At 59.9% G+C, this 26,643-nt stretch carries 18 protein-coding genes and 1 pseudogene; 11 read left to right on the top strand and 8 right to left on the bottom strand.

The annotated features are described in order from the left end of the window. Positions 1-41: 41 nt before the first annotated feature. The 4 genes from DCC27_RS10845 to DCC27_RS10860 all read right to left on the bottom strand — a co-directional run bounded on the left by DCC27_RS10845 (position 42) and on the right by DCC27_RS10860 (position 4,036). On the bottom strand, positions 42-872 hold the full coding sequence (locus DCC27_RS10845; protein WP_110100060.1) for an ABC transporter ATP-binding protein: 831 nt from the start codon (positions 870-872) through the stop codon (positions 42-44). A 5-nt stretch (positions 873-877) separates the two neighbouring features. Beyond that, the gene (locus tag DCC27_RS10850; protein ID WP_110111028.1) at positions 878-1,951 is read right to left on the bottom strand and encodes an iron chelate uptake ABC transporter family permease subunit; all 1,074 of its coding nucleotides are present in this window, start codon (positions 1,949-1,951) and stop codon (positions 878-880) included. Continuing rightward, a complete protein-coding gene (locus tag DCC27_RS10855) occupies positions 1,951-2,865 on the bottom strand; it encodes a FecCD family ABC transporter permease (protein WP_369860327.1) in 915 nt (304 codons plus the stop codon). Before DCC27_RS10855 ends, DCC27_RS10850 begins: the two co-directional genes overlap by 1 nt. 103 nt (positions 2,866-2,968) lie before the next feature. Continuing rightward, positions 2,969-4,036: an ABC transporter substrate-binding protein gene (locus tag DCC27_RS10860; protein ID WP_158524786.1), complete on the bottom strand. Its 1,068-nt coding sequence runs from the start codon at positions 4,034-4,036 to the stop codon at positions 2,969-2,971. A 364-nt stretch (positions 4,037-4,400) separates the two neighbouring features. On the opposite strand from DCC27_RS10860, the gene DCC27_RS10865 reads away from it, so the two are divergent. From DCC27_RS10865 to DCC27_RS10875, 3 genes are read left to right on the top strand one after another with little or no spacing between them, the layout of a single operon-like run. After that, on the top strand, positions 4,401-5,729 hold the full coding sequence (locus DCC27_RS10865) for a pyridoxal-dependent decarboxylase (RefSeq protein ID WP_244924692.1): 1,329 nt from the start codon (positions 4,401-4,403) through the stop codon (positions 5,727-5,729). Continuing rightward, the gene (locus DCC27_RS10870; protein ID WP_110101735.1) at positions 5,726-7,045 is read left to right on the top strand and encodes a lysine N(6)-hydroxylase/L-ornithine N(5)-oxygenase family protein; all 1,320 of its coding nucleotides are present in this window, start codon (positions 5,726-5,728) and stop codon (positions 7,043-7,045) included. Before DCC27_RS10865 ends, DCC27_RS10870 begins: the two co-directional genes overlap by 4 nt. Further along, positions 7,042-9,414, top strand: coding sequence for a GNAT family N-acetyltransferase (locus DCC27_RS10875; RefSeq protein WP_110100066.1), 2,373 nt, complete (start codon positions 7,042-7,044; stop codon positions 9,412-9,414). Before DCC27_RS10870 ends, DCC27_RS10875 begins: the two co-directional genes overlap by 4 nt. 648 nt (positions 9,415-10,062) lie before the next feature. Here DCC27_RS10875 and DCC27_RS10880 read toward each other — a convergent pair. Both DCC27_RS10880 and DCC27_RS10885 read right to left on the bottom strand, forming a co-directional pair. Beyond that, a pseudogene (locus DCC27_RS10880) lies at positions 10,063-10,320 on the bottom strand (transposase); the annotation flags it as partial. 6 nt (positions 10,321-10,326) lie between these two features. Beyond that, positions 10,327-11,634 (bottom strand): ISL3 family transposase, encoded by a 1,308-nt coding sequence (locus DCC27_RS10885; protein WP_117328628.1) that lies wholly within the window; start codon positions 11,632-11,634, stop codon positions 10,327-10,329. 111 nt (positions 11,635-11,745) lie between these two features. Between DCC27_RS10885 and DCC27_RS10890 the strand changes: the two genes are divergently transcribed. The 4 genes from DCC27_RS10890 to bioD all read left to right on the top strand — a co-directional run bounded on the left by DCC27_RS10890 (position 11,746) and on the right by bioD (position 16,426). Next, the gene (locus DCC27_RS10890; protein ID WP_166769841.1) at positions 11,746-12,837 is read left to right on the top strand and encodes an FAD-binding oxidoreductase; all 1,092 of its coding nucleotides are present in this window, start codon (positions 11,746-11,748) and stop codon (positions 12,835-12,837) included. A 369-nt stretch (positions 12,838-13,206) separates the two neighbouring features. After that, on the top strand, positions 13,207-14,541 hold the full coding sequence (bioA, locus tag DCC27_RS10895; RefSeq protein ID WP_110110953.1) for an adenosylmethionine--8-amino-7-oxononanoate transaminase: 1,335 nt from the start codon (positions 13,207-13,209) through the stop codon (positions 14,539-14,541). Further along, on the top strand, positions 14,538-15,692 hold the full coding sequence (locus tag DCC27_RS10900; protein ID WP_110110949.1) for an aminotransferase class I/II-fold pyridoxal phosphate-dependent enzyme: 1,155 nt from the start codon (positions 14,538-14,540) through the stop codon (positions 15,690-15,692). Before bioA ends, DCC27_RS10900 begins: the two co-directional genes overlap by 4 nt. Next, positions 15,689-16,426 (top strand): dethiobiotin synthase, encoded by a 738-nt coding sequence (gene bioD, locus DCC27_RS10905; RefSeq protein WP_199445909.1) that lies wholly within the window; start codon positions 15,689-15,691, stop codon positions 16,424-16,426. The genes DCC27_RS10900 and bioD overlap by 4 nt, the downstream gene beginning before the upstream one ends. A 345-nt stretch (positions 16,427-16,771) precedes the next feature. Here bioD and DCC27_RS10910 read toward each other — a convergent pair whose 3' ends face one another. Then, the gene (locus tag DCC27_RS10910; protein ID WP_110101410.1) at positions 16,772-17,845 is read right to left on the bottom strand and encodes a helix-turn-helix domain-containing protein; all 1,074 of its coding nucleotides are present in this window, start codon (positions 17,843-17,845) and stop codon (positions 16,772-16,774) included. Between the two features lie 123 nt (positions 17,846-17,968). On the opposite strand from DCC27_RS10910, the gene DCC27_RS10915 reads away from it, so the two are divergent. Next, positions 17,969-19,795 (top strand): NAD(P)/FAD-dependent oxidoreductase, encoded by a 1,827-nt coding sequence (locus DCC27_RS10915; protein WP_110110948.1) that lies wholly within the window; start codon positions 17,969-17,971, stop codon positions 19,793-19,795. Between the two features lie 59 nt (positions 19,796-19,854). Then, entirely contained in the window at positions 19,855-21,246 is a 1,392-nt protein-coding gene (gene rlmN, locus DCC27_RS10920) for a 23S rRNA (adenine(2503)-C(2))-methyltransferase RlmN (protein WP_110110947.1), read from the top strand. Position 21,247: 1 nt separating this feature from the next. Here rlmN and DCC27_RS10925 read toward each other — a convergent pair whose 3' ends face one another. Beyond that, on the bottom strand, positions 21,248-21,712 hold the full coding sequence (locus tag DCC27_RS10925) for a hypothetical protein (RefSeq protein WP_110110946.1): 465 nt from the start codon (positions 21,710-21,712) through the stop codon (positions 21,248-21,250). Between the two features lie 241 nt (positions 21,713-21,953). Between DCC27_RS10925 and DCC27_RS10930 the strand changes: the two genes are divergently transcribed. Further along, entirely contained in the window at positions 21,954-23,186 is a 1,233-nt protein-coding gene (locus tag DCC27_RS10930) for an acyl-CoA dehydrogenase family protein (protein WP_110110945.1), read from the top strand. A 234-nt stretch (positions 23,187-23,420) separates the two neighbouring features. Next, the gene (locus DCC27_RS10935) at positions 23,421-26,594 is read left to right on the top strand and encodes a DUF3427 domain-containing protein (RefSeq protein ID WP_110110944.1); all 3,174 of its coding nucleotides are present in this window, start codon (positions 23,421-23,423) and stop codon (positions 26,592-26,594) included. Positions 26,595-26,643 lie beyond the last annotated feature (49 nt).

A 26,643-nucleotide genomic window follows, 5' to 3' on the forward strand; every position in this document is an offset into this window, starting at 1 on the left:
ACCGGTGTATACACCGAAGGGTAAGAGCTCCCCGTTTGGGCTCATCGCCCCTTTTTACCGACCACCACGGGTGTGCCGGTTTCCTCGGGGTGCAGGACGGCTGCGTCGAGGCCGAAGATGTCGTGACAGTTGGCCTCGGTGAGCACTTCTACCGGGGCGCCGTCTTCTACGATATTGCCGTCTCGCATGGCGATGATGCGGTCACTGCAGCGGGCGGCGATATTGAGCTCGTGCAGGACCATGATAATGGTCTTGCCGGTCTGACGGTTCAGCTGCTGCAGCAGGTCGACCAGTTCGATCTGGTGGTTCAGGTCCAGGTAGGTGGTGGGCTCATCCAGCAACAGGATCTGCGAGTCCTGGGCCAAGACCATGGCAATCCAGACTCTCTGGCGCTGCCCTCCGGAGAGCTCTGAGACAGCAGTCTCAGCAAGGTCCGTGACCCCAGTCTGTTCGAGTGCCTGGTCGATGATGCGGCGGTCTTTTCGCGTCAGCCCGCCGAATACTCTGCGGTGGGCGTAGCGGCCGCGGGCGACCAGCTCAGCCACGGTGACGCCTTCGGGGACCACCGGGGTCTGGGGCAGCAGGGAGACAGTGCGGGCGAACTCCTTACTGCTGTAGCTGGTGATAGGTCTGCCAGTGACCTCGACTGAGCCGCCAGAGAGGCTGTTGAGGCGGGCGAAGGTGCGCAGCAGGGTTGATTTGCCGCAGCCGTTGGGTCCGATGATGGAGGTGACTTTCCCGCTGGGCAATTCCACGGAGACATCTTTGAGAACGGCCGGGCCGCCGTAGCCGACCGTGATGGCCTCGGCTTTCAGAACCGGCTCGGGCCCAGTTTCCTGGTGTGTGCCGGTGTCGGGGGTGAGGGTGGTCATGGGTGTTAGGTCTTTCTGATGGTTCGGGTCAGGATGATGCTCAGCAGGACGGGGACTCCGACGATTCCAGTGATCACACCGACCGGGACGGTTCGTGGCATGAGCATGGAGCCGACGACTTCGGCGGTGATGACCAGCAGTGCACCGACCAACGCTGAGCAGATGAGACTGTCGCGGCCGCGCAGCACCAGGCGGACCAGGGGGCCTGCCATGAAGCCGACGAACATGATCGGCCCGGTCAGAGCTGTGGCCCCGGCAACCAGTATCACGGCCAGGCACAGCAGTGCTCTTCGGGTGGCTGGCACGTTGACCCCGAGGCCGTGGGCCAGTTCGTCTCCGCTGGAGAGCATGTGCAGGTTCCGGGCCAGCAGCGACAGCAGCACCACACAGATGACCAGCAGCACTGCCATGTACTGGACCCGGTCCCAGGTGGCCATGCTCAGGGATCCACGGGTCCAGAGCACAGCATCTGAAGTTTGGCCGATGTGCATGCGCAGCATCATGTAGGTCACCAGGGAGGTGGCTACTGCTGAGACCCCGATGCCGACAAGGACGAACTTCACCGAGGAGGAGGCCTGTGCTCCGACCGAATGGGGGCTGCCTACTCCGTGACGGCTGCGTCGGCGGCCGCGGCTGAGCAGCCAGACAAGGATCGCTGAGCTGAACCCACCGGCAAGGGCTGCACCGACCTGGTGGATGCCACTCAGCGAGAACGAAGCCAGCCCGATGACCACAAACAGGGATGCTCCAGCAGAGACCCCGACGACATCGGGACTGGCCAGGGGGTTGCGCAGCAACAGTTGGAAGATTGTCCCGGACAGTGCGAAAGCTGCTCCGGCCAGCACTCCCAGCACCACTTTGGGCAGTCTGTCGCTCATCACGATGAACCGGGCCGGACCAGCACCGGGGATCTCTTCGCCCCCGAGGATGCGGAAGAAGTCCACGAACGCGATGGTGTAATCACCCAGCAGGACCCGGACAAGAGAGAGCCCCATCACCAGGACGGTCAGGCACGCAGCAAGGACAGGAACAGCGACCCGGCGCCTACGTGTGGAGGAATGTGATGTGACCGTGGGCATCAGACACCTACCTGTTTACGGCCGGTTCGCACCAGCATGATGAATACCGGGGCTCCGACGACCGCGGTGGCCACACCGATGGGCACCTCGGCTGGGGGCAGGATGACTCGGCCGATCACGTCGGTGCCCAACACCAGCATCGGACCCAGCAGACAGCAGGCTGGGATGATCCTGAGATAGCTGCCTCCAACAAACTTGCGTGCAATATGAGGAACCACCAGGCCCACGAAACCGATAGGCCCGGCAAGGGCCACCAGCGCGGAGCAGATCACAGCTACGCACAGGGTGATGACCCCGCGATGCAGGGCCACATTCATCCCCAGCGAGGTCGCGGACTCATCTCCCAGAGTCAGGTTGTCCAGGTTTCTGGCTTCAACGATCAGCACCAGCACCCCTAGTAGGGCGATTGCTCCCAGGATCAGGACCATCTCCCAGTCCCCGCGGTTCAGAGAGCCGACCTGCCAGAGCAGGAAAGAGCTGAGGGTCTCCTGGCTGAGCACGATGATCGCTGAGATCACCGAGGCAGCACCGACGGTGATGGCTGTTCCCACCAGCACCACGGTCAACGGGGAGTCCCCGGATTTCTCGGAGACCAGGTAGATCACGATCGCCACTCCGATGGCTCCGGTGAAGGCAGCGGCGACATAGGCCCAGGGCCCGGCCAGACCGAAGAGGTAGATGCCAAGGACCACTGCCATGGCCGCGCCGCTGTTGACACCCAGGATGCCCGGATCAGCCAGCGCGTTACGGGTCAGCCCCTGCATGGCAGCCCCGCACACAGCCAGGCCGAGCCCGACCAGGATCGCCACCGCAGTACGCGGCAGCCGGACCGAGACCGTGTCGGCAAGCTCGCCCTCTGTGGTGCCGCCGAGGAGAACATCGGCGACCGCACCGAATTCGAAGCCGACCACCACAGTGCGGGCCCCGACGGCAAGGCTGAGGAACACTGCCAGCGCCACTACCACCGGGGCCAGAAACCAGAAGAGCCTCCTGGTCAGAACAGGGCGGGTCACCAGCTCAGTTCGCTGCTTCAGCATTCTCTGCGGCTTCGATGAGCTCGTCGACGAATCCGCTTTCCTCCACCAGCCATTCCAAAGCCGCCGGTGAGGTGCCTATGGCGTTGGCCTGGTGGTTGTCGTACTGGATGATCATCGCGTCATTCTGCAAAGCTGGGATGTGCTGCAGCTGCGGGTCCTCAGGGATGGCTTCGGCCTGGGCCTGGTCATCAGCCCAGGTATAGAACAGATCCGACTCCAGCTCTGAAGCCCGCTCCGCAGAGAAGGAGCCGCTGAACTCCCCGGGGGCGAAGTCGATCTCATCCATCACCGGCGCCAGCTCGAAGCCCATGTGCTCGAACATGATCGGCCGGGTGTCATTGGGCGCGTAGATACCGACCTTCGAATCAGAATCAGGAGAAAGCCGGCCCGCCAGGATCGTCTTATCCTGCAGCACCTCGTTGTCCTCGGTGACCCCCGCCAGGGTTTCTGAGACGCGGTCGACAACCTCCTGGGCATCATCAGGACGTCCCAGGGCATCACCGATCTTCAAAGTCGCCTCATCCCACCCGGTGGTGTAGTTCTCCCCACCCTCGTCGAAGGCCACCACATCAGCGATCTCGCTGAGCTGGTCGTAGTCCTCCTGGCTCATGGCTCCGATGACGTTGACGATCAGATCGGGCTCCAGCTGAGCGATCTCGCTGAAGTTGATCCCGTCACCTTCATCGATCTGGGTCGGCATCTCTGCATCGAGCTCATCGAGCTGAGCATCGATCCAGTCAGTGGAGCCGTTCTCGTTGGTGCCCCAGGAAATCTCGCCCATGCCGGCGGGCACCACATCCAGAGACATCAGGATGTCACCGTTGATCCACCCGATGGCCACCACCGTCTCAGGCTCTTCCTCGATCGTGGTCTCCCCAAAGGCATGCTCAACGGTGCGGGGGAAAGCATCCTCTGCTGCCGCCACCCCCGTGTCGGAACCAGAGTCCTCATCCTCACCACCAGTTGCTCCGGTTGAGCATGCCGCCAAAGAAGCGGCCAGCACCACCGCACCACCGGCTGTTGACCACCGTCTAACCACACTGTTCATAACTTCCTCCATGAAGATCTCCGCTGGCGACCCAGGCCAGCAATAGGTAAGGAGCAGCTTGCGAAATCATTATAGGCCTGCCATAAGTCCGACACAAATGTGAAGCTCATCCATGCCATAGCCTCGTCTCGACCGCCCTCTGCGCCCAACGTGTGAGCATAGGTCATATTTACGTAACCTCTCTCATTATGGTTACCCTAAGTTCATGAGTGAGCCTCAGAGCGAGTCAGCAAAGATGCTGAACAGCACATCATCCGGTGAATACGAAGCCCTCATGAGTGAGGCAGCAGTCCGAATACGCAGCCACTTGGAGGGCCGCTCTCAACCAGCCACCAACTCTGCGGCTGGAGACCTGGAGGCGAGAGTGGCAGCGATCAATCTCGATAGCCCAGGCATAGGCCCCAGTGGAGCCCTTCGAGAGATTGATGAGCTGTTCCTGGCTGAAGCGGTCTGGTTCCACCATCCGCACTACATGGCGCACCTGAACTGCCCGGTGGAGATTACAGCGGTAGCGGCCGAGGCCATGCTCGCTGCTGTCAATACCTCGATGGACACCTACGATCAGTCTCGTATCGGGACGTTCATCGAACGCCACGTCGTCGACTGGATCGGGAAGAGGGTCGGCTTCTCCTCCTGTGATGGAGTGTTCACCTCGGGTGGGACGCAGTCGAACATGCAAGCTCTTCTCTTAGCCAGAGAAGCCGCACTCGGGGTGCTGCCGCAGGTTTCTAGGGCGGTGAGCCAGTCCCGCCAGGTGGTGTTCACCAGCGAAGAAAGCCACTTCAGCGTGGAGAAAGCCGCCATGGTGCTGGGCCTGGGAGCCGATGCAGCAGTGAAAGTACCAGTCGACCACGAGGGCAGAATGCGCCCGGAAGCGCTGGATGAGGCAATTCGCCGCTCCAAAAGCACCGGATTCCAGCCCATGGCCGTAGTCGCTACTGCCGGCACCACGGACCGAGGCATCATCGATCCATTGATCGATGTGGCTGATGTCACCGATGACCATGGTGTGTGGCTCCACGTAGATGCGGCCTATGGAGGCGGTCTGCTGGTCTCTGCGACTCGCCGAAGCATGCTTGAGGGCATCGAACGGGCCCGCAGCGTCACGGTGGACTTCCACAAGATGTTCTTCCAGCCCATCACCTGTTCGGTGCTGGTTATTCAGTACCCGCAGGACCTACGAGGCTCAGAATGGCACGCGGACTACCTCAACCCGGAGGGCGCGCAGGAGCCCAATCAAGTTGATAAATCCCTGCAGACCACCAGACCTTTTGACGCCCTGAAGCTCTATGCCACCCTGCGCAGTACCGGGGTTGACGGTTTGGGGAGATCGATCGATCAGGTGCTTGACCTGACCGAAAAGGCCCATGCTTTCATCACGGAACACCCTGACCTGCAGCTGTGTTCCAGCACCGATCTGTCCACCGTGTTGTTCCGCTGGCAGCCCCAGGGAGTCGACCCGGATACCGCTGCAGCGATGGTCAGTGGAATTCGGGACACGATGCAGCGCAACGGCAAGGCGATGATCGCTAAGACGGTCCTCGCCGGTCTCCCGTGCTTGAAGCTGACGCTTCTGAACCCGGCCACAACACTTGCTGATGTGAGGGCTGTTCTTGAAGACGTCGCCGATGTGGCCGAATCGCTGCACAGGGACCACCAGGTCAAACCTGCCCCAGAGGAGGTCGCAGTATGACCCAGCACCCCCAGCCCTACGACATCCTCGGTGTAGGCATCGGCCCCTTCAACCTGGGATTGGCCTGCTTGAGCCAGCCAGTGGACGGCCTCAGCACCCTTTTTCTCGATTCACGGCCGGAGTTTCGCTGGCATCCAGGGATGATGCTCCCAGAGGCAACCATCCAGGTGCCCTTCATGGCAGACCTGGTGACACTTGCGGATCCGACCTCAGAGTATTCGTTCCTGAACTGGCTCAAGATACGAGGGCGTCTATACCCCTTCTATATCCGAGAAGATGTTCATGCTCTGCGCAGTGAATTCGACCTCTACTACCGATGGGCAGCCGAGAATCTGCCGAACCTGCGGTGGGGCCATCACGTCGAAGAGATCACCTATGACCAACAGGCCGATTTCTTCCGCGTCCAAGCCATCACCCCGGAAGGAATACGCACCTTCGAGGCTCGGCACGTCGTCATCGGTGTAGGTACAGAACCGTGGGCCCCGCCGGTCTTCGGCGATGACCTCACCGGAATCATTCACTCATCGGACTACATGCACCACCGGGACGAACTTCTCGACGGTGACTCGCTGACAATCATCGGAAGCGGCCAATCAGCCGCGGAAATCTATCTCGACCTGCTCGAAACACAACCAGGCCACCAGTATCGACTCGAATGGATCACCCGGTCACCGCGGTTCTTCCCCATGGAGGACACCAAGCTCACCCTTGAGATGACCTCCCCGGAATACACCGACCATTTCCATGCCCTGCCCGAAGCCGTCCGGGACCAGCTCCAACGAGAACAGCGCGGACTATACAAGGGCATCAGCTCAGAACTGATCGCACGGATCTACGACGCTCTCTACCAGCACTCAGTACATGAGCAGATTGCCACCACATTGCTCACCGATACCGAACTGCTGGAAGCCACCAGCCGCTCGGCAGACAACCGACGAGAACTGGTCTTCCGCCACACTCAGACACAGACGACCTTCCGCCGCGAAGCCAGCCACGTCATCTGCGCGACAGGCTACCGGCCCAGAGAACCCCACTTCTTAAACCCCCTGGGCGATCTCATCACCAGAGACTCCAAAAACCGGCTCGCTGTCACTAGGGATTACCACGTGGACACTCTTGGAGGACGCATATTCGTCCAGAACGCCGAGGAACACACTCACGGGCTGACCGCCCCTGATCTGGGCATGGGCGCCTGGCGCAATGCGACCATCCTCGCCTGCATCACAGGCAAAGAGATCTATCCCATCGAGCGGAAAATAGCGTTCCAACATTTCGGCCCACTGGCTGACAACACCCCTCAGGAGCTTCCCCGATGACCACTCTTAGTTTTGACGCCCCGACCTGGCAACTCACCCACAGGTTTACCGCGCATCCCATCGACCCTCACAGGGATGCGCCGCTGCTGCATCAGTGGCTCACCCATCCTTCGGCCAAGTACTGGCAGATGCTCCACTACACCCAGAGCCAAGTCCAGCAATACCTCCAAGCAATCACTGACTCTCAGGACGAACAGGGATGGCTGCTTCACTCCGAGGCCGGACCGGTGGCCTATATCGAAACCTATAACCCCCAAGCCGTTCTGCTCACTGATGTCTTCGCCGCAGAAGACGATGACATCGGCATGCACCTACTGGTGGCTCCCGCCCCAGAAAACCCGGCCCTGAGGCAGCACGGACTGACCACACAGGTCATGGAAGCCACAGTCGAACTGTGCTTCAACACCGGCGCCCGGCGCATCGTGGTGGAACCAGACATCGAGAACACCAGAATCCACCGCAAGAACCAAGAAGCAGGGTTCCAATTCCTCAGAGAGATCGACCTTCCCGGCAAACGAGCAGCACTGAGCGTCTTAGAGAAAGACAAAACTGCCGCAGCCGGCGCAGGGCTCACAGATCACCTTGAACCTGCAGCTATGGCCGTTGCACAACGCCACCTGGTGACCAAAGCGCTCTCCGAATTCGCCCACGAAAAGCTCATCACCCCACATGCAGAGACCAGCACTGAGCAGCTCGACGACGAGACCGCAGAAGAGCAGTGGTTCAGCGTGAAAGCCGGAGAGAGCACCTACCGCTTCCAGGCTCAGCATCTAGCTCTGAGCCATTGGGAAATCGACCAAGCCAGTCTCCAGCGACTCCAGGGAGACGCAAAGACAGAACTCAACGCCCAAGAACTGATCATTGAACTCAACTCTGCCCTCGCCATTCCAGAACACCTGCTGGATACCTATCTGGAGGAGATCGCCTCCACCCTGGCCAGTGCAGCCTATAAGCACCACATCGGCGGCCCCACCGCAGAGCAGCTGGCCCGCGGCCGCAGAGACCTCGATACCGCTGGTGACTATCAGCAGACTGAAGCGTCGATGACCGAAGGACACCCCTGTTTTGTGGCCACCAACGGTCGCATCGGTTTCAGTCTCGATGACTTCCTTGCCTACGCCCCCGAAACCGGACAACGCTTCCGGTACCTCTGGCTGGCAGCCCGCCGAAACAAGACCGAAGTCACCCTCGGTAAAGGACTGGCCGAGAACCACCACTGGAACTCAGAACTCGGAACAGAAACACTCTCGAAATTCGAGCAGCAGCTCAACGATCAGGGCCTTGACCCCGCCGAGTACACGTTGATGCCGGTCCACCCGTGGCAGTTCCGACACCGGGTGGCCATCACCTTCGCCCCTGAGATCGCAAGACATGATCTGATCGTGCTGGGCGAAGCCGAGGACCTCTACCAGCCCCAGCAATCAATCCGCACCACGTTCAACCGCTCCAACCCACAGCGGTCCTACGTCAAGACCGCGCTGTCGATCCAGAACATGGGGTTCCTCAGAGGCCAATCTCCTGAGTTCATGCGGTTCGCCCCAGCCATCAGCGACTGGGTAGCCCAAACAGTACGCACCGACCCTGTACTCCAACAGATGAACTTCGACGTGCTCCGAGAACACGCCGCCATCGGTTTCACTGGAGACGTCTATCACCAGACACCACGACGGTCTGATCAGAAGAAGATGCTCTCCGTCCTCTGGCGGGAAAGTCCCATTCCCCGTCTGGAACAAGGAGAGCGGCTAATGACCATGGCCGCGTTGCTTCACCGCGACGCTGCTGGAACCGCCGTGACCCCCGAACTCATCAAACATTCCGGCCTCAGTGCCCAAGAATGGATCAGGCAGTATCTGACCAGCTACCTCGCGCCCCTGGTGCACTGCCTGGAGGCCCACGAGCTAGCCTTCATGCCCCACGGAGAGAACCTCATCCTCCGCATCCGGGAAGGCGTCGTCACTGGTGTTCTCATGAAAGACCTCGGAGAAGAGATCGGAATCCTCGGCGACCGCCCCCTGCCCCCGGAACTCGGAGAACTACGCCGCATCCAAGACCCCACCGAACACGCCCAAAGAATCTTCACCGACGTCTTCATCGGTTTCCTCCGCCACCTGGGTGCCCTTCTGCACGTCGACCGCGTACTCCCCGAGGACAAGTTCTGGGCACTGGTCTCAGAAACCATCGCCGCACAACAAGCACAGAGTCCTGGCCGGCGTCGAGTCATCGACTTCACACCAGAATCCTTCGACCAGTGCTGCCACAACCGCCTCCAGCTCAAGAACACCCTAGAGATGGTCAGCCTTGAAGACACCGCAGGATCCCTGATCTATGTAGGGCAGGTCAGCAACCCCATTGGAGAACAGCAAGCCTGATCCCCGGGAGCTAACCCTGTTGAGGCGCGGGTTAGCGTGGTAGGACAGTTCCATCGTTGGCAGCCCACGATGCCCCGAAGCGCTACAAAGACTTGCTCACGGACGGCTCCCTCACCAACAAGCTTATTGACTGTCCCGGGGTTTCTGCCGTGGTCCCCAGCTGACTAATGCCACTATTCCCCTCCGGGCGCAGACCAAGCCTTGCGAAGAAAGCACTATCTGACCACAGCCCTACAGGATCTTAGCCCGCTTTCAGCGGCTCGCCGCCTGCCACTCCTAGGAACTCATGCCTATGAGCCGACGAAGGTGCAGCGCTCTGTCTCCCTGCTAGTTCCACCCTCGATGTATTCAGCACGTAGCTGAGTTCGCTGATTTTGCATAGGAGTCGGGCCCTGAACACCCACTACAGGGAAGACAGGACTATCCGCCGACTTTCGAGGGCTCACGGAAAGGTGCCCTCGACGGTCGCACTCTCACATCTGTGGGGTATCCGTCGAGGGCACCTACGCGAGTTGGTGGGTTATGCCTGAGGTATGAGACTTCTTGAGGGAGAGACTGCCCATAGGGAGAAGCAAGCGAATGCCAGGTCAAGTCCTGAGTAGTGGTGTATGAGTCGTGTTCGGGGTGTGGTCTCGTTTCAGGGTGTGTTCAGGCGGGGATGGCTTCGAGGGTGGGCTCTGTGGTGCTCACCTTTTGACTGCTGGTGGGCTCGAGGGCCTGGGCTGTTTCGATGGATTCCAGCGAGAGGTATCGGCGGGCTTCTGCCCATTCATCGTGCTGCTCAGCCAGCACCGCTCCGAGCAGCCGGGTGATGGAGTCGCGGTCGGGGAAGATCCCCACGACATCGGTGCGGCGGCGGATCTCGCGGTTGAGTCTCTCGTTGGGGTTGTTGGACCAGACTTTGCGGGCTCTTCACAATCGAGGGTGTAGACGGGGCTTGAATCCTCCGCTCTCGAGCAAGGACCTGGCGATGTAGTTGGTGAGATTCCGGAAGCCCAGGGCGGATCCGCGCAGGTGTTCGAGTCGTCCGTTGATGGCCTCGGTGGGTCCGTTGGAGGTTCCGGGGCGGTCGAAGTAGGCCAGGATGTCTGCCGCCCTTTTCTTCAGCGTCCTACCCAGACCGGCCAGCTCGATGAGCTTGGTCGGCACTGCCCGGCCCAGCTTGGCGATCAGCTGCTCCATCATCGCCCTGCCCTCGGCCCTGTCTGTCTGGCGGTAGGCGGCGACCATGTGCTGGTAGAACGCCCACGTGGCCTCGACCTCCACATGCTCGTCAGCCTCGAAGAGGTCCTGGATCCTGGAATACTGCTTCTCGGTGAGCAGGTCGGCCCCGGTCAGCAGGGTCCGGCGGGCCTTGTAGAGCGGATCCTGTTTGCGGCCCCGGTGGCCGTTCACCTGTTGCTGGACTCGCCGGCGGCATCGCTCGAGCGCGTCTCCGGCCAGGCGGACCACATGGAAGGGGTCCATGACCGTGGTGGCTTCGGGGATCTCCTCAGTGGCTGCGGTCTTGAAGCCGGTGAACCCGTCCATCGCCACCACCTCCACGCCATCCCGCCAGGAAGCCGGACGCTCGGCCAGCCAGGTCTTGAAGGCCTGTTTGGAGCGGCCCTCGACCATGTCCAGCAACCTCGCCGGACCGGTGCCGACGCGCAGTGGTGTGAGGTCGATGATCACGGTGACGTACTTGTCGCCACGCCGGGTATGGCGCCAGACGTGTTCATCCACGCCGATCGCGGTGACCCCGTCAAACCGGGCCGGGTCGTCGATGAGCAGACGCTTGCCCTCGGCCAGCACGGCGTCGTTGGCGGTGTTCCACCGCACCCCCAACGCCTCGGCGACCCGGGCGATGGTCAGGTGCTGCACGACCAGAGCTTCCAGGGCCCAGCGCAGGGCACGGCGGGAGAGCTTGGCCTTCGGCTCTGCCGCGGCGGTGGTGTCCTGGCGCCAGACGTGGGCGCAGTCGGCGCACCGGTAGCGCCGAACCGTGACGTGCAGAGTCGTGGGCCTCCAGCCCAGCGGCTCGTGCGCCAGCCGGCGGATCACCGTGCCCCGCGCGGTGCCCTGAGAACCACAGCGGTGACACCACTCATCTGGCTCCACCACCCGACAGGCCAGTACCGCCCGCCCGGGCTCCACCCGTTGCCCGGTAGCTTGAAGGCCGAGCTCGTCCAGCCGGCAAAACTTGGTCAGGTCACAGTCGTCGAAGGTAGCGTTAGGCACGTCGAGGTCTTTCAGATGGCTTGTGTAGGAACTTCCACCATCGGAAGGCCTCGACCTCTATCCAGCTATCGACGCGCCACTTCCCCGAGACCCCCGTCTACACCCTCGATTGTGAAGAGCCCCTTTGCCGGGGCCAGTCATCGCTCTTTCGCCTGGATTAATGCCAATCACAAACTCCCCGAAACCTATCATCAACTCAATAAAGCAGGAATTCACGCGCACGCGCAGTTCCAGGAATCGGTGTTGGATCAACGACGAGTGGAGGGTGATTCACCCTTACAGCCCTGGTTCCATCAAACCGGGTCAATCATGGCCGATCTTGGCACCGAACGCCAGGAAACGTATGGCCAGCGACTGGAAGAATCGCGTTCCCTGGGTTATCCGGTGGAGGTGATTGACCGGCAGCAGCTCCATAAGCTGGAACCGAGCATTGCATGGCCACAGGACTTGGAGAGCGCACTGTACTTTCCGATGGAAGCCTGGCTCGACCAACAAGGCTTAGCCGATGAGCTACTACGTCAATTAGAGCACCACGGGGTTCGCTTGACGGTCCGGGAGGTGATCGAGGTCATTCCCGGTCCACAGGGTGCCCGTGTGGTTTTCCGCGATGGGCCCCAGACGAGGGGAGATAAGGTGGTGCTGGCAGCCGGTGCATGGTCTCGTCAGATCGGGGAACGATCCGGATTCACGATTCCGACCGCCGATCTTGGTGAGCAGAGTACCCGCACGCACTCGCTGATTGGAGTGACAAAGCCAACCGATGCCATGCTGAACCGGGTGATCATCAGTTCAGCGATGAATGTTCGGCCCCGAAATGATGGCCGGTTCTGGGTTCAGATACCAGCCATGGAAGAACGCGTGGTCGAAGGCGAAACCGCCGAGCTACTGGAGGACACCTCGACCGTGATGCGTCAGCGGTTGAGGGAGTTTTTCGGAGTCGAGATCGAACTCGAGAAGGTGTACTACTCCGGTCGCAGTTTCCCTATCGATGGATTGTCTATTGTCGGTTACCTGGATGACCACGAGACCATCTATGCCGAAGTCACCCACTCGGGCATGACGCTCGCAATGATTCTTGCTGAGCTCGTCGAGCAGGAACTCTCGGGAACACCGAGCACGATGCTCGACAATTTCCGTCCGCAACGTTTTGATCATGGAAACGCCCCCGAGGCCGACTGGGATTACTTTATCGGCAAACAGTAGTCCGCGGTCGTGGGGTCATGAAGCACACCTCCTATCCCGTGGGTCGGAGACACTGGGCTGATTGTAGCGCGTGGTGTGATCAAAGCGCGGGCTGGGTATGGTGACGGTGAACCGTTCTGGTGCTCACCCACCAACTGGATCCAACCTCGAGGAAGACTAGTCGTCCTGCGCCGGGCGAGGAGCAGATCCTGAAACCCCGGTGCGTCATCGAATGCTACAACGGCCACGCGCGCCCTATTTCACCAGGGCAAATTATGGGGGGGCGTGTCGATTTGGCACCCAACTGAACAGTGTTCAATAATAAGAAGATGTTTAGATCTTCGTCACACCCCAGTGATGCTCGCGGTGTCGCTACGGACCAGGTCCGCCATGTCTGAACCTGTACCTGGGGCTCAGGACAGTACATTGCAGCGGGATACTGGGTTGCTGTGGCACCCGTACGGCCCGCTCGATGCTGGTGCACACTTTTCGGTAACCGGTGCCGAGGGGCCCTACGTCAACCTGGTGGATGCTGCAGGCACCAGACATCGGCTCCTTGATGGAATGAGCTCGTGGTGGTCGGTCGTCCACGGCTACCGGAACCCGGTGATGGATGCGGCGCTGACCCAGCAGATCGGGCGTTTCTCCCACGTGATGTTTGGCGGACTGACCCACGACCCTGCCGTGGAATTGGCTGAACGCCTCGTCGAGGTCACCCCGGCCGGGCTCGATCACGTGTTCCTGGCTGATTCCGGGTCGGTCTCCGTCGAAGTCGCCCTCAAGCTGGCGATTCAGTACCAGCGTGCCCGCGGGCGAGAACGCGGTACTTTCCTTGCTCTTGAAGGCGCCTACCACGGCGACACGACCGGGGCGATGAGTGTCTGCGACCCGGTCGGTGGCATGCACGCGGATTTCGCCTCCCTCCTAGCTGAAAACATCTTCCTCGCCCAACCTCCACTCCCTGAGGCACCCGCGGCCGAGGTGCAGGCATGGGTACGTGAGGCAGAAAACCTCGTGGATACCTCTGCGGGCAAGCTGGCCGGCGTTATTGTTGAGCCCCTGTTCCAGGGCGCGGGAGGAATGCGACCTTACCATCCGGCGGCACTGCAGGCTCTGCGACGATTGGCCGATGACATTGACGCAGTGCTCATCGCCGATGAAATAGCCACCGGCTTTGGGCGGACTGGTAGCGCTTTCGCTTCGCAGGTTGCCGGGATTACCCCCGATGTCATGTGTCTAGGTAAGGCTCTCACCGGGGGATATGTATCCATGGCGGCCCTTCTGTGTAGCGGTCCGATTGCCGAGGTTATTACCCGCTCCTCATATCGCGCGCTCATGCACGGCCCGACATTCATGGCCAATCCCCTTGCCTGTGCGGCCGCGAACGCCTCCCTGGGGCTGCTCTTCGGCGATGAAACCAGCGGGTGGCAACCGGCGATCGAACGCATCTCCCCGGCGCTGGAGGCCGGTCTTGCGCCGGCCCGGGAGTTGCCGGCCGTCACTGGGGCGCGCGTAACTGGCGGAATTGGTGTTATCGAACTCGACCGGCCTGTCGACATCGGCCTGACCACCCGCGTTGCGGCCGAACACGGGACATGGCTCCGACCCTTCCGGCGCCACATCTACACGATGCCACCCTATATTTCCACGGCCGAGATGGTCGATAGAATGACGCAGGCAATGGTCGCTGCGGCCGAGGCACATTCCCAGGAGTCGGCATCATGAACGCGATCACTGCTCGCCTTGCAGTCGCCAGTGATCGTCGTGTCACGGCCAATATGGACCGTCGCGACTCAGCGCTCACCGGTCTCGACCTCGCGTCGAACGACTACCTCAGTCTCTCTCGCCACCCAAAGGTTCACGCTGCCGCGGTAGCCGCGATTGAGGAGTTCGGCACCTCGGCACGCGCATCCCGCCTTGTCACCGGGACGACAGGCGCGCATCATGCGTTGGAAGCCGTCCTGGCCCAGCGCCTGCGACACGCCGCCTGTGTGACCTTCTCAAGTGGCTATATGGCCAATCTGGCGGCTGTCACAACCTTGGCTGGTCCCAACACGCTCATCATCTCCGACGCGCATAATCATGCCTCGCTCATCGATGCGTGCCGGCTGACAAAGGCGCCCGTGCATATCGTGGCACACAACGATACGGCAGCTGTTGAGACCGCTCTGGCTGAACGGGCTCACCCTGAGGCGCTTGTGATCGTCGAATCGATCTACTCCGTCCTCGGCGATGCCGCGGACCTTGAGACACTGCTCGATTTGTGCGCCCGATATGATGCCATGCTCCTTGTCGATGAGGCCCACGGGCTGGGCGTCGCTGGTACCGGTGAGCACACCGGCTTCGGTGCTACCGCACAACTCAGCGCGCACCGCGACCGTCTGGTCGTCACCGCGACGCTGTCGAAGGCCCTCGGTTCTCAGGGTGGTGCTCTGCTGGGTAGCGAGCTCGTCCGCGATGCCACAATCAACACCGCCCGCTCGTTCATCTTCGACACCGGCCTGGCCCCGGCTAATGCCGCTGCAGCCCATGCCGCGCTCGAGCTCATGACCCCCGACCGTGTGGCCGATATGGCAACGGCTCGAGCTCAGCTTGCCGCCGCGCTCGAGGTACCGGTCCCGGCCGGTGCGGTGCTCTCGGTGCCCATGCCCACACCCGAATCCGGGGTGCGAGCTCGAGAATTGCTCCGCGACGAGGGCATCCTCGTGGGGTGTTTCCGGCCTCCTTCAGTCCCCGATGGCATCACGCGAGTGCGGTCTACAGCACGCGCCGGTCTCAGTGACGCGGAACTGGAACGTGCCTGCACGCGCATCCAGGCGATCATCCGCGCCTGCGCCTTATCAGCGTCCTCTGGTACCCGGGCGGCCGACTCATGATGCCCCGGTACGTGTTTGTCACGGGTACCGACACGGGGGTCGGCAAGACCATCACGACAGCTGCGCTGGCTGCAAGGCTGTCTGCCACCGGGCGACGAGTGATGATGGTCAAGCCGGTCCAGACCGGTCATATTCGCCCCGACGATCCCGAACGCGCCGTGCTCGAGGCGCAGTATTCCGATGTCGTCACCGAATCCGATGCACAGATCGTCGCCCGGCTTGCCGGCATCGAAACCTTCACCCACGTGACCCTGCGATTGCCGATGGCGCCGGTACCGGCCGCCAGGGCCGAGGAAGTCTCGTTACCGACCGTTGATGAACACGCTGCCCTGATCCGTGCACTGGCCACACGGACTGAAGCTGACCATGTCCTCATCGAGGGTGCCGGTGGTGTGCTTGTCGACTTCGGTGGCCACACGCTGGCCGATCTCGCCCGAGCCTTAGCGGTCGACTTAGACGGAGACGTCAGTGCTATCATCGTCGCCCGTTCACGGTTGGGCACACTTAATCACACCGCGCTGACCGCCGAAGCGCTCTCTCATCGTGGCGTCGAGGTCAGCGGGATCATCATTGGTTCCTGGCCTGATCCTGCCCTACCGGTCGATGTCGACAACCGCCAGGCGCTTTCAACGATTGCCCCGTTACTCGGGGCGATACCGGCGGCGGTCGGCCATAGCCTTGGTGCCGAAGAGTTCCAGGCACAGGCACCACGGTGGCTAGATCTACCACTGTGATTCGTCTCAGGAGCGTAATTCTGATTCCGATGGCGCAACAGGCTGGTTAGCGGGATGAATTCCAGAACCGGGCATTTGCGGTTGAACGGAATGTGCTCACTGTTAGGCAGGATGCTCGGCCGTGGGTCTGCTCCCGGACGTGGGAGGAACGGTGGCTGAGCGAGAATACTCCTCCGGCCACAGTTATTGCGTCGATGGGCGATGACTGATCCCTTGTTTCTCGTGTTGCCTACCGGGACGACCATCAAGGCTGTATTGCCGAAGTCAGCTGGCAGAAGAGAAGCTTTTGGGCTCACTCAGTACGATGCTTGAGTACTTTCGGTCTCGAACGCTCCGGGACTTCGGCTAGAGGTCTTGGTCTTGGAATGCCATTTCGGTTCGGCGCCACCGAATCTGTTGTGACTTAGTACCTGCTGAGCGCACGAGCTGTTCGACGTGTTGATCCAGCCAGGCCCGCCACTGCAAAATCCGCTCATTGGCCGAGTGCGCTAGTAGTGGTTGGGTATAAAGATCGAGGACTCCATCAAGATCTTCCTCGCTGAGAAGTTGCTCAACTTTACTAACGTCGGATGTAACCACGACATCTTCGGCAAACCGGTAGGGCTGGGACAGCAACGCATCACCGAGCACTTTTCTGAGTCTGTGCATCTCCGTCCTTATAGTTCCGGGTAGTCCGAAATCCCCATAAAGTTCACCGGTCAGTTCCGCTGCCGACCACCCGCGCCGGCGTGACTCCAACATTGCGAGAACCTCTGCCCCGCGCAAGGGTATTTGCGTCCATCCCCGCCCAGGCACGGAGACTGCGGGCTGAGAACCAAGCAACCTGAGACGGACTAGGTTAGCTTCCGAAGCTTCTTCTAATTGCGACCGGAGTAAACCGGTTGCCAGGCCGGCGCTGAACTGAACCATGGCGGTGATATCTTCGCTGATGGTCGTGCACGGGCCGGTGATATCGAGAATTCCGATGACAGACCCTGATCTGGGACAGGTTATGGGGGCCGCCATACAACTAAATCTCTGGTGGCTATAGGCAAAGTGCTGTTCCCCGGAGACGAGTGATGCTGTTTGTGTCCTTAGTGCCTGGGAAATGGCATTGGTTCCCACACTGGGTTCGGACCAACCTGCGCCCTCCACGAAGCCAATCCGGTCTGCCTGGTTGAGCATCTTCGAGGTGCCGTATCTCCACAACACGGTTCCGAACGAGTCGGTCAGAATCATGACCTGCTCGTGAGAGCTGCACATTGAAAACGCTTCCCACAGCGGAGTAGCAATGTCCGATAGGCCACTGCGGAGCCGTTGCAACTGGACATCATTGTCGCTGTGGACCAAAGCTGGTTCCTGTAAGTCGCGAGAAAGGCCCAGTTGAGCGCATCGGGCCCATGCAGCGGTGAGTTCTCCTTTGGTTTCTGTAACCGGCATGTAACCCCCTAGGTGTTAACCTCGGAGCATCAATGTGATTGATGTCACTATATCAGTCTGCACGGTGTGTTGAGAGATGTCTGTCGCGGACTGGTATAAGACGACGAATTCGAGGAGAAAACCATGACAAACGAAAACACCCGTCAGGTGCATACATCAGTTCAGGAATCAGCTATTGCCATCGCCGAAAACTGGCTTCAAAGCTTCTCGGAAGCTTTGGACTCCCATAACGCCGAACAGGTGGTAGAGGTATTTGAGCCAGACGGTTTTTGGCGAGACTTCGTGGCGTTTACCTGGAATCTCTACACTGCTGAAGGGCACGAGCACATCAGGGAGCTCGTCGCTGCGACCCTGGAGCAGGCATCACCACGCAATTGGCGCATTACTGAGGAACCGGTCACCGAGGATGGAGTTACCACCGCGTGGCTAAGCTTTGAGACCGATGCTGGGAGAGGGGAGGCGATTGTGCGGATCCGTAACAACGTCGCCTGGACATTACTGACTATTCTCGAGGAACTTCGCGGGTTCGAAGAACGGGTGGGTCGCCGTCGCCCGCAAGGAGTAAGCCATCGCATCACTAAAGGACGCAAGACATGGCTCGAAACTCGTCAAGAGCGCGAGCAAACACTCGGGGTAACTGAGCAGCCCTATACGTTGATCGTTGGGGGAGGCCAAGGCGGCATCGGGTTGGCATCACGCTTGGAGAATCTTCAGGTGCCCACTTTGGTCGTCGATCGTTACGAGTCTCCGGGAGATGCATGGCGTAACCGCTATAAGTCTCTACACCTGCATGACCCTGTGTGGTACGACCACATGCCCTATATGAATTTCCCCGACAACTGGCCGGTCTTCCCGTCCAAAGACAAGGTCGCAGACTGGCTTAAGTACTATGTGGATCTCATGGAGCTGAATTACTGGTCCAGCACTACCTGCACAAATGCGCAGTGGCACAAAGAAACGCAACGCTGGGAGGTCCGGGTGGACCGCAACGGCGAAGAGGTCACCCTCTACCCCACGCACCTGGTCTTCGCGCTGGGTGTCTCCGGATACCCACATGTTCCAGTGTTCCCCGGCCAGGCTGAATTCGCCGGCGAGCAACATCATTCCTCTCAGCACCGTGGTGGTGAGGCTTACGCGGGCAAGCGTGCGGTGGTGATTGGATCTAACAACTCCGCGCACGACATTTGTGCCAGCCTCTGGGAGCACGGCGCGAACGTGACGATGGTTCAGCGTTCCTCCACACACATCTCGCCCAGTCATTCACTTATGAAGCTCGCGCTCGGACCCCTGTACTCCGAAGATGCAGTGGAGGCAGGAATCGATACAGACCGGGCCGACAGGCTATTCGCTTCCTGGCCTTACCGAATTCTGCCGGATGTTCAACGCCCGGCTTTTGAACAAATGCGCGAGGAGAATGCGGAGTTTTACCAGGCATTGGAAGATGCGGGCTTTAGCATCGACTTTGGCGAGGATGGCTCAGGACTGTTCCTGAAGTACCTACGACGTGGTTCCGGATACTACATTGACGTCGGAGCTTCACAACTGATCATTGATGGTGAGGTGAGCCTGCGCAACGGGCAGGTGGATCACCTTACGGAGCACTCGGTCGTACTCGCCGATGGCACGGAGTTGCCCGCGGATCTCGTGGTTTATGCCACTGGCTTCGGCTCTATGAACGAATGGCTGGCCGACATTATCTCCCCGGAAGTTGCTGACACCGTGGGGAAATGCTGGGGTTATGGCTCCGATACCAAAAGGGATCCCGGTCCTTGGGAGGGAGAACTTCGCAATATGTGGAAACCCACTAACGTGAAAAACCTCTGGATCCATGGCGGTAATCTGCATCAGTCCAGGCACTATTCCAAATACCTGGCGATCCAGCTGAAGGCCCGCTATGAAGGGCTGGACACGCCGGTGTATAAACTTCAGAAATCACACCACAAGTCATGATGTCTGGATGGTCGGTTTGTAGACCGTGGGTGCGGTAATCATGCGATAATTAAAGCGTTATGTCGCAACGTTATACCCCACGCCAGCCAGGTACCCGCCCCGTGAAGCGCGAGACCGATCGCGCAGGTCGAACGCGCCTGAATCCGCCGAAGCGGGCACTGATGGACGAAACCGAGGCGCGGGAACTTGCCGAAGATCGAGCACGCCTCAAGCGTCACGGATACGGTGCGCCCAGCGAGTTTAGCCCGCGCCGGACCGATAACAACCGTCCCCAGGTGCGACCCCAGACCGAAGGATGGGTCCAACAGACCGGGCCCGACGGGCGTCCACTGCTACAGTTCAAGCAACGGCCCAAAGTCGCTCAACCCCAAACACATCTGGCGGATTTGAGCCTGGAAGAACGTGAGGCCAAGTTGGTTGAGTTGGGATACCCGACATTCCGGGCCAAGCAGCTCTCGACCCATTACTTCACCCACTACACCACCGATCCGGAGCGGATGACCGACTTGCCCGCCGGATCCCGTGACGAGCTGGTTGCCGAATTTTTTCCATCGTTGCTGACTGAAGTTCGGAAACTCACCACCGAAAACGGTGACACCGTGAAGTTTCTCTGGCGGCTCTTTGACGGTGCCCTGGTCGAGTCCGTGCTGATGCGCTACCCGGGCCGGATTACCTTGTGTGTCTCATCGCAAGCTGGCTGTGGCATGAACTGCCCCTTCTGCGCCACCGGGCAGAACGGGTTGACTCGCAATATGTCCGCCGCTGAGATCGTGGACCAGATCGTGCATGCCAATCGCTTCATCGCCGAGGGTGGACTGGGTGGACGAGCCCACCATGAATCCGGTGAGGCAGAACGGGTCACCAACGTCGTCTTTATGGGCATGGGTGAGCCCCTGGCCAACTACAAACGCGTCATCGCCGCGGTCCGCCGCATGGTCGAGCCCAGCCCCGCCGGATTGGGAATGTCGGCTCGAAACATCACCGTTTCCACCGTGGGTCTGGTGCCTGCGATCAACCGTTTGGCTGCCGAAGGCATTCCGGTGACCTTCGCCTTGAGCCTGCACGCCCCGGATGACCAGTTGCGTGACGAGCTAGTGCCGGTCAACTCGCGCTGGTCGGCCGATGAAGCCATCGATGCTGCCTATAACTACTACAAGGCCACCGGTCGTCGTGTCTCCATCGAGTACGCGCTGATCAAAGATATGAATGATCACGCCTGGCGCGCCGACCTGCTGGCGAAGAAACTCAATGCCCGCGGACACGGATGGGTGCACGTCAACCCGATTCCGCTCAACCCCACTCCCGGCTCAATTTGGACGGCTTCGGAACCCGAAATCACCGACGAGTTCGTACGCCGACTCAATGAAGCCGGGGTACCGACCACCTTGCGTGACACCCGTGGTCAAGAAATTGACGGGGCCTGTGGTCAGCTGGCGGCCGACAACGCCTAGATTAGCGTTGGTTGGCGATTTCCAACGGGGTCGGATAGAGCGACCGGGCTTTCTTAGTCGGTAGCACTGTAGCGCTGACCGGGTGCGGACCGGTGGTGCCATCTGAAGTCGTCGAGCTCGGCTGATCAGGGGGCGGTTGACAGCCTGCCCGGGCGCCGGTGAGTAACTCAAATAATGGGTCCAGCATGGACTCGATGTCCTGCAGATCCTGTTCGGAGAGGATGCCCCCGTTTTCTTGTTCCAGCTTCTCGCGACGGACCAAGTGCGCCAGCAGTGTTCCCCGATAAATATCGACCTCATCCTCGAAGCCGACGGTGACCTTTTCGGAGCCACCAATGACCAGCTCAATGGCGTAGGGAGTACGGATGAGGCAACTCAATGTTCCGGTCACGGTGCGATTGCCTGCATTCACTTCGATGAGTTGCTCAATATTTCTCAGGTCCAAGTCCTTCGCCGGTATTCGCATTGACTGATCCTTTTTCTCTTCCTGACGATCCGGTCCTGCCACAGCACGTAGCAATAGTGTCCTAGTTCACATTTGTTTGAAAATATTTCACTAGGTCGCGCCCTGAATGTCTAGTGTTTCTGTCAAAATGGTGTCATTTTTCGGTTCTTTTGCATCACGATTCAACCCCACAGCGCGCAATAGCCGCGGTGTGCTCTAGACAACAATCAATTGCAACCGTGAACAGCGGTAGCATGTGAGTATGACAGAGAACACTTTTCCAGGCCGTACTGAGCCCGACTACCACGTGACCGATGCCCTCGATGTTGACTACTATCAGGTCTTCTCCGATATCCCCGACGAAGATCGTGCGGTGTGGTTGCGCGCCCGCGATTATGCTGAATCCGTCGCTGAGCAACTGGCTGATGGATGGAATAAGCACGAATACTCGGTCTCGATCGCCCAGGGGCTTGGCAAAGCAGGTCTGCTCAGCGACGGGCTCGACCACCCCGACCTGGAAAAATTCTCTCCGCTGGCCACCGGTCTGGTCAATATGGAGCTCTCCCGTGTTGACGGATCGCTGGGCACCATCCTGGCAGTCCAGGGTGGGCTGGCACTGCGAACCCTGGTTTACTTCGGTTCTGAAGAACAGAAAGCAAAATATCTCAAGCCCCTGGCCAGGGTCGAGATTCCGGGGGCGTTTGGTCTGACCGAACCCGATCACGGCTCCGACTCGGCGGGTCTGGAAACCCAAGCCACCCGCCAACAAGACGGCTCCTGGGTGCTTCGTGGCTCGAAGCGCTGGATTGGTAACGGCGCTGCCGGGGGCATCACCTTCATCTTTGCCCGAGTCAACTCCGAGGGAGCAGAAGACCATGGCAAGGTGCGTGGCTTTATCGTCCCACAGGAAACCGAAGGCTACTCGGCCACACCGATCCGCTATAAAGGGTCGTTGCGCGGTATCGACCAGGCCGATATCTGGCTCGACGACGTGCATTTGCCCGCTGATGCGGTGCTTCCAGATATGCACAATTTCAAAGACGTCTCCAAGGTACTGTATGCAACCCGTGCCGGTGTCGCCTGGTCAGCACTGGGTCACGCCACCGGATGTTTTGAAGCTGCTCTGGCTTATGCCACCCAGCGCAAGCAGTTTGGCAAGGTGTTGGCCAAACACCAGATGGTTCAAGAGCGCCTGACCCGGATGCTCTCCGAGTTGGTGAGCATGCAACTCTACTGCGTGCAACTGGCCAACTTGGAAGCCAACGGCATCCTTCGTCCCACCCAGGCATCGCTGGCTAAGTACAACAACACCCGCACCGCTCGGCGGATTGCCGCTGACGCCCGCGATTTGATGGGTGGCAACGGCATCAAGCTCGAGCACGGTGTCATCCGCCACATGGCCGACATTGAAGGTATTCACACCTATGAAGGCACCGAGTCGGTGCAGGCCCTGCTGATCGGTCGTGACCTGACCGGACACGGTGCCTTCGCCTAAGTTGCTTGCTCGCGCTGTGGCGTGACACTGTCGCCCTCGTGGTGGCTGGAACCGAATATGCTGGTTCCGGCCACCATGTGATTTTTAACCACATCCACCCACGCGGCAACTATGTGCAGAAACAACTGCACCTTATAGTATTTTCGGTATGAGTCGCCAGCGCCCCGAGCAATCTGAAATGCCTCTTCCCTAGGAGCCTACGAGGCGCTACTTACCCACCGCCGACAGAGCCAATTGGACCAACGCCTGGCTGACGGGACCATCGAGGCCTCTATCCGCCCGGTGGCTACTGGGGAGGAAAACTCCCAGCTGGCCCAGTACCTTTCCGGACTCATCCAGCGCGCGCTCGAGCACTGCGACACCACTGAAGAACGCCTCGCCTTAGCCAGGCACGTGATCGGCGTGCTCGGAGACGAGTTCGCCGCCGACCAGCTTCTTCCCGCCCCGGAGTCAAAACCACAGGCGCAACAGCTACTCGACCTGGTCAGCTCGGAACTCAGCGACCACAGCACCACCCATCGCGTGAGCGACAACTCAGCGTACCGCCTGGTGCGTCCAGAAACACCATTATCCGAGGCCGGACTGCTGACCCACAGCCGAGAGGGCGAACCACAGATCGGAGCCGAGATTCGTTCCGAACTTGATACGGCCGATCGCGTCGACCTGCTGATGTCGTTCGTGAAGTGGTCCGGGTTGCGGCTTTTTGAGGCAGAACTGACCCGACTCAAAAATCGCGGAGCCACGTTCCGTGTGCTGACCACCACCTACATCGGTGCCTCAGAACGAGTAGCGATCGACCGGCTCGTCAAAAAATTCGGGGCCGAAGTCAGAATCAGCTATCAGACCACCAGTACCCGGTTACACGCCAAAGCCTGGTTGTTCCACCGGTATTCGGGATACTCGACCGCCTATGTGGGGTCCTCGAATCTCTCCCGGGCGGCCATGCTCGACGGGTTGGAATGGAACGTTCGCCTCTCCCAGATCGCCACCCCGGCGGTGATGGACAAATTCCAAGCGACCTTCGAAACCTTCTGGGCCAGTGCCGAGTTTGAGCCCTACGACCCCGAACACGATGGCGACCGACTGGAGCGTGCGCTGGTAGAAAACCGACATGACGGCCCCACCGTGACCATGACCGTCGGCGATGATGTGGTTACTGATATCAGCGGACTGGAGGTGCGCCCTTATCCGCACCAGGTCATCATGCTTGAACAATTGGCTGCCGAACGAGCCGAACACGGCCGAAATAAAAACCTCGTCGTGGCAGCCACCGGCACCGGCAAGACCGTGGTGGCCGGACTGGACTACCGGAATCTCGCGCAAACACCCGACCCGCAGAACCCCTGGCGCCATGATCCACCACGGCTATTATTCGTTGCCCACCGCCAGGAAATCTTGCGCCAATCCCGGCGGACTTTCCAGGAGATCTTGGCCGACGGGTCCTTCGGAGAGCTCCTGGTCGATGGAGCGAGCCCACGGACCTGGAGCCACGTTTTCGCTTCCGTACAATCACTTCACGATGAGGTCATCACCCGCATTGATCCGGAGCATTTCGACGTGATCATCATCGATGAGTTCCACCACGCCCAAGCACCGACCTACCGGCGTCTGCTGAATTACTTCCAGCCTCGACAACTCCTGGGACTCACGGCCACCCCCGAACGTGCTGATGGCGTCAATGTGGCGGCCTTCTTTGATCACCGCATCGCGACCGAAATGCGACTGTGGGACGCATTGGAATCAGATATTCTGGTTCCCTTCCACTACTTCGGCATCGCCGACCTCGACGAGTTGGACCTCAGCCGGCTGCGGTGGACACGAGGCCATTACGACGAAACCGAACTCAGTAACCTCTACACCGGCAATGACGCACGCGTGCGCCTGGTGGTTAAAGCACTGCGTGATAAGCTCACCGACCTGAGCCACATGAAGGCGCTGGGATTCTGTGTCGACGTGCAACACGCCGAGTTCATGGCCACCCGATTTAACCAGATCGGCATTGCGGCCCAGGCGATTACCGGAGGAACCCCGAGTGACAAACGCCGGCTGTATGTGGAACAGCTCACAACGGGCGTGCTGAAGATGATCTTCACCGTGGACGTGTTCAACGAGGGTGTGGATATCCCCGAGGTCAACACGGTGGTCTTCCTGCGTCCGACTGAATCACCGGTGATTTTTCTCCAGCAACTGGGTCGTGGTCTGCGCCGTGCCCCCGAGAAGAACGTGCTCACAGTGCTGGATCTGATCGGGCAACAGCACGAAAAATTCCGCATGGACCGCAAATTCCGCGCTTTGACCGGCTCGGGTCGCCGCAGACTCGTCAAGGATGTCGAACACGGTTTTCCCTACCTGCCTGCGGGCACCCAGATCGTCCTCGACCAGATCGCTAGCGACCGGATTCTCGACAATCTGAAGAAAAACACCTCCAGCACCAAAAACGCTGTGATTCAAGACGTGCGGGAACATCTGGGGACCCGGAACATTTGGCGCTATACACTCCATCACTACCTCACGGAGGCAGACCGCACCATCGAGGACATCTACCGCTCGGCTGGCTCCAAACGGTCGTGGACCTCCATCCGTGCCGAGGTGGCAGGCGACGACGCACCGGTGACTGACGAAGACCTCACCACAAGCTTCGGAGCCTTTCGTCTCTTGCACGTCAATGACGAACAGCGGGTGAAAATCTACCGCGAGCTCATCCACGAACCCTTCAGATACGAGGCACTGACCGAGCCAGAACAACGCTGGGCGCGGATGTTCTACTTCTCGTTCCTGCATCCTTACCAGAAGGACGACACGTTCGCCTCCTATGACCACGCGTTCGACTGGCTACAGAACCAAAAGATCCTAGTGGACGAAATTGAGCAGATTTTTGAGCAGAATCTCGCCACCGCCCGGATCGTTCCCGCCACCACCGCCCTGGGGGAACAGATGCCCCTAGTAGCCCGGGCCAGTTACCGCCGCGAAGAAATCTTGGCTGCCTTGGATGTCTCCAGCTGGGACAAGCCTCGAGCCTCCCACGTTGAGGGCGTCCAGTACTCGGAGGCTTTTGAGACCGATGCGTTACTGATTAACCTGCATAAATCCGAACGCGATTTTTCCCCGACCACGATGCACCGGGATTACGCGATCAGTCCCGAGCTGTTTCACTGGGAGTCTCAGAGTAGAGTCGGTCCCGATTCACCAGCCGGGAGACGCTACACAAACAAAGCTGAGAACGGGACCCATACGATGTTGTTTGCCCGGCATTCTCCCACCGATGTCATCGGCACCCGAGCCTTCGTCTGTCTCGGCACCGCTGACCTGGTCTCCTGCCAAGGCGCGAAACCGATGACTATCATTTGGCGTCTCCATCAGCCGATGTCCCAAGAGCTGACGCAGATGGCCAGCGCCGTGGCCTCCTAGACAACCCGACTATGATGGGTATGTCACACTACATGATCTAAGGGACTGA

This window comes from Auritidibacter sp. NML130574 (assembly GCF_003185725.2).
GTDB lineage: Bacteria > Actinomycetota > Actinomycetes > Actinomycetales > Micrococcaceae > Auritidibacter > Auritidibacter ignavus.

Coding starts and splice junctions, on each gene's coding strand:
- DCC27_RS10925 (WP_110110946.1), bottom strand. CDS start 21,712: ATGCGAATACCGGCGAAGGACTTGGACCTGAGAAATATTGAGCAACTC.
- DCC27_RS10915 (WP_110110948.1), top strand. CDS start 17,969: ATGACAAACGAAAACACCCGTCAGGTGCATACATCAGTTCAGGAATCA.
- bioD (WP_199445909.1), top strand. CDS start 15,689: ATGATGCCCCGGTACGTGTTTGTCACGGGTACCGACACGGGGGTCGGC.
- bioA (WP_110110953.1), top strand. CDS start 13,207: ATGTCTGAACCTGTACCTGGGGCTCAGGACAGTACATTGCAGCGGGAT.
- DCC27_RS10845 (WP_110100060.1), bottom strand. CDS start 872: ATGACCACCCTCACCCCCGACACCGGCACACACCAGGAAACTGGGCCC.
- DCC27_RS10860 (WP_158524786.1), bottom strand. CDS start 4,036: ATGAACAGTGTGGTTAGACGGTGGTCAACAGCCGGTGGTGCGGTGGTG.
- DCC27_RS10875 (WP_110100066.1), top strand. CDS start 7,042: ATGACCACTCTTAGTTTTGACGCCCCGACCTGGCAACTCACCCACAGG.
- DCC27_RS10850 (WP_110111028.1), bottom strand. CDS start 1,951: ATGCCCACGGTCACATCACATTCCTCCACACGTAGGCGCCGGGTCGCT.
- DCC27_RS10900 (WP_110110949.1), top strand. CDS start 14,538: ATGAACGCGATCACTGCTCGCCTTGCAGTCGCCAGTGATCGTCGTGTC.
- DCC27_RS10870 (WP_110101735.1), top strand. CDS start 5,726: ATGACCCAGCACCCCCAGCCCTACGACATCCTCGGTGTAGGCATCGGC.
- DCC27_RS10910 (WP_110101410.1), bottom strand. CDS start 17,845: ATGCCGGTTACAGAAACCAAAGGAGAACTCACCGCTGCATGGGCCCGA.
- rlmN (WP_110110947.1), top strand. CDS start 19,855: ATGTCGCAACGTTATACCCCACGCCAGCCAGGTACCCGCCCCGTGAAG.
- DCC27_RS10930 (WP_110110945.1), top strand. CDS start 21,954: ATGACAGAGAACACTTTTCCAGGCCGTACTGAGCCCGACTACCACGTG.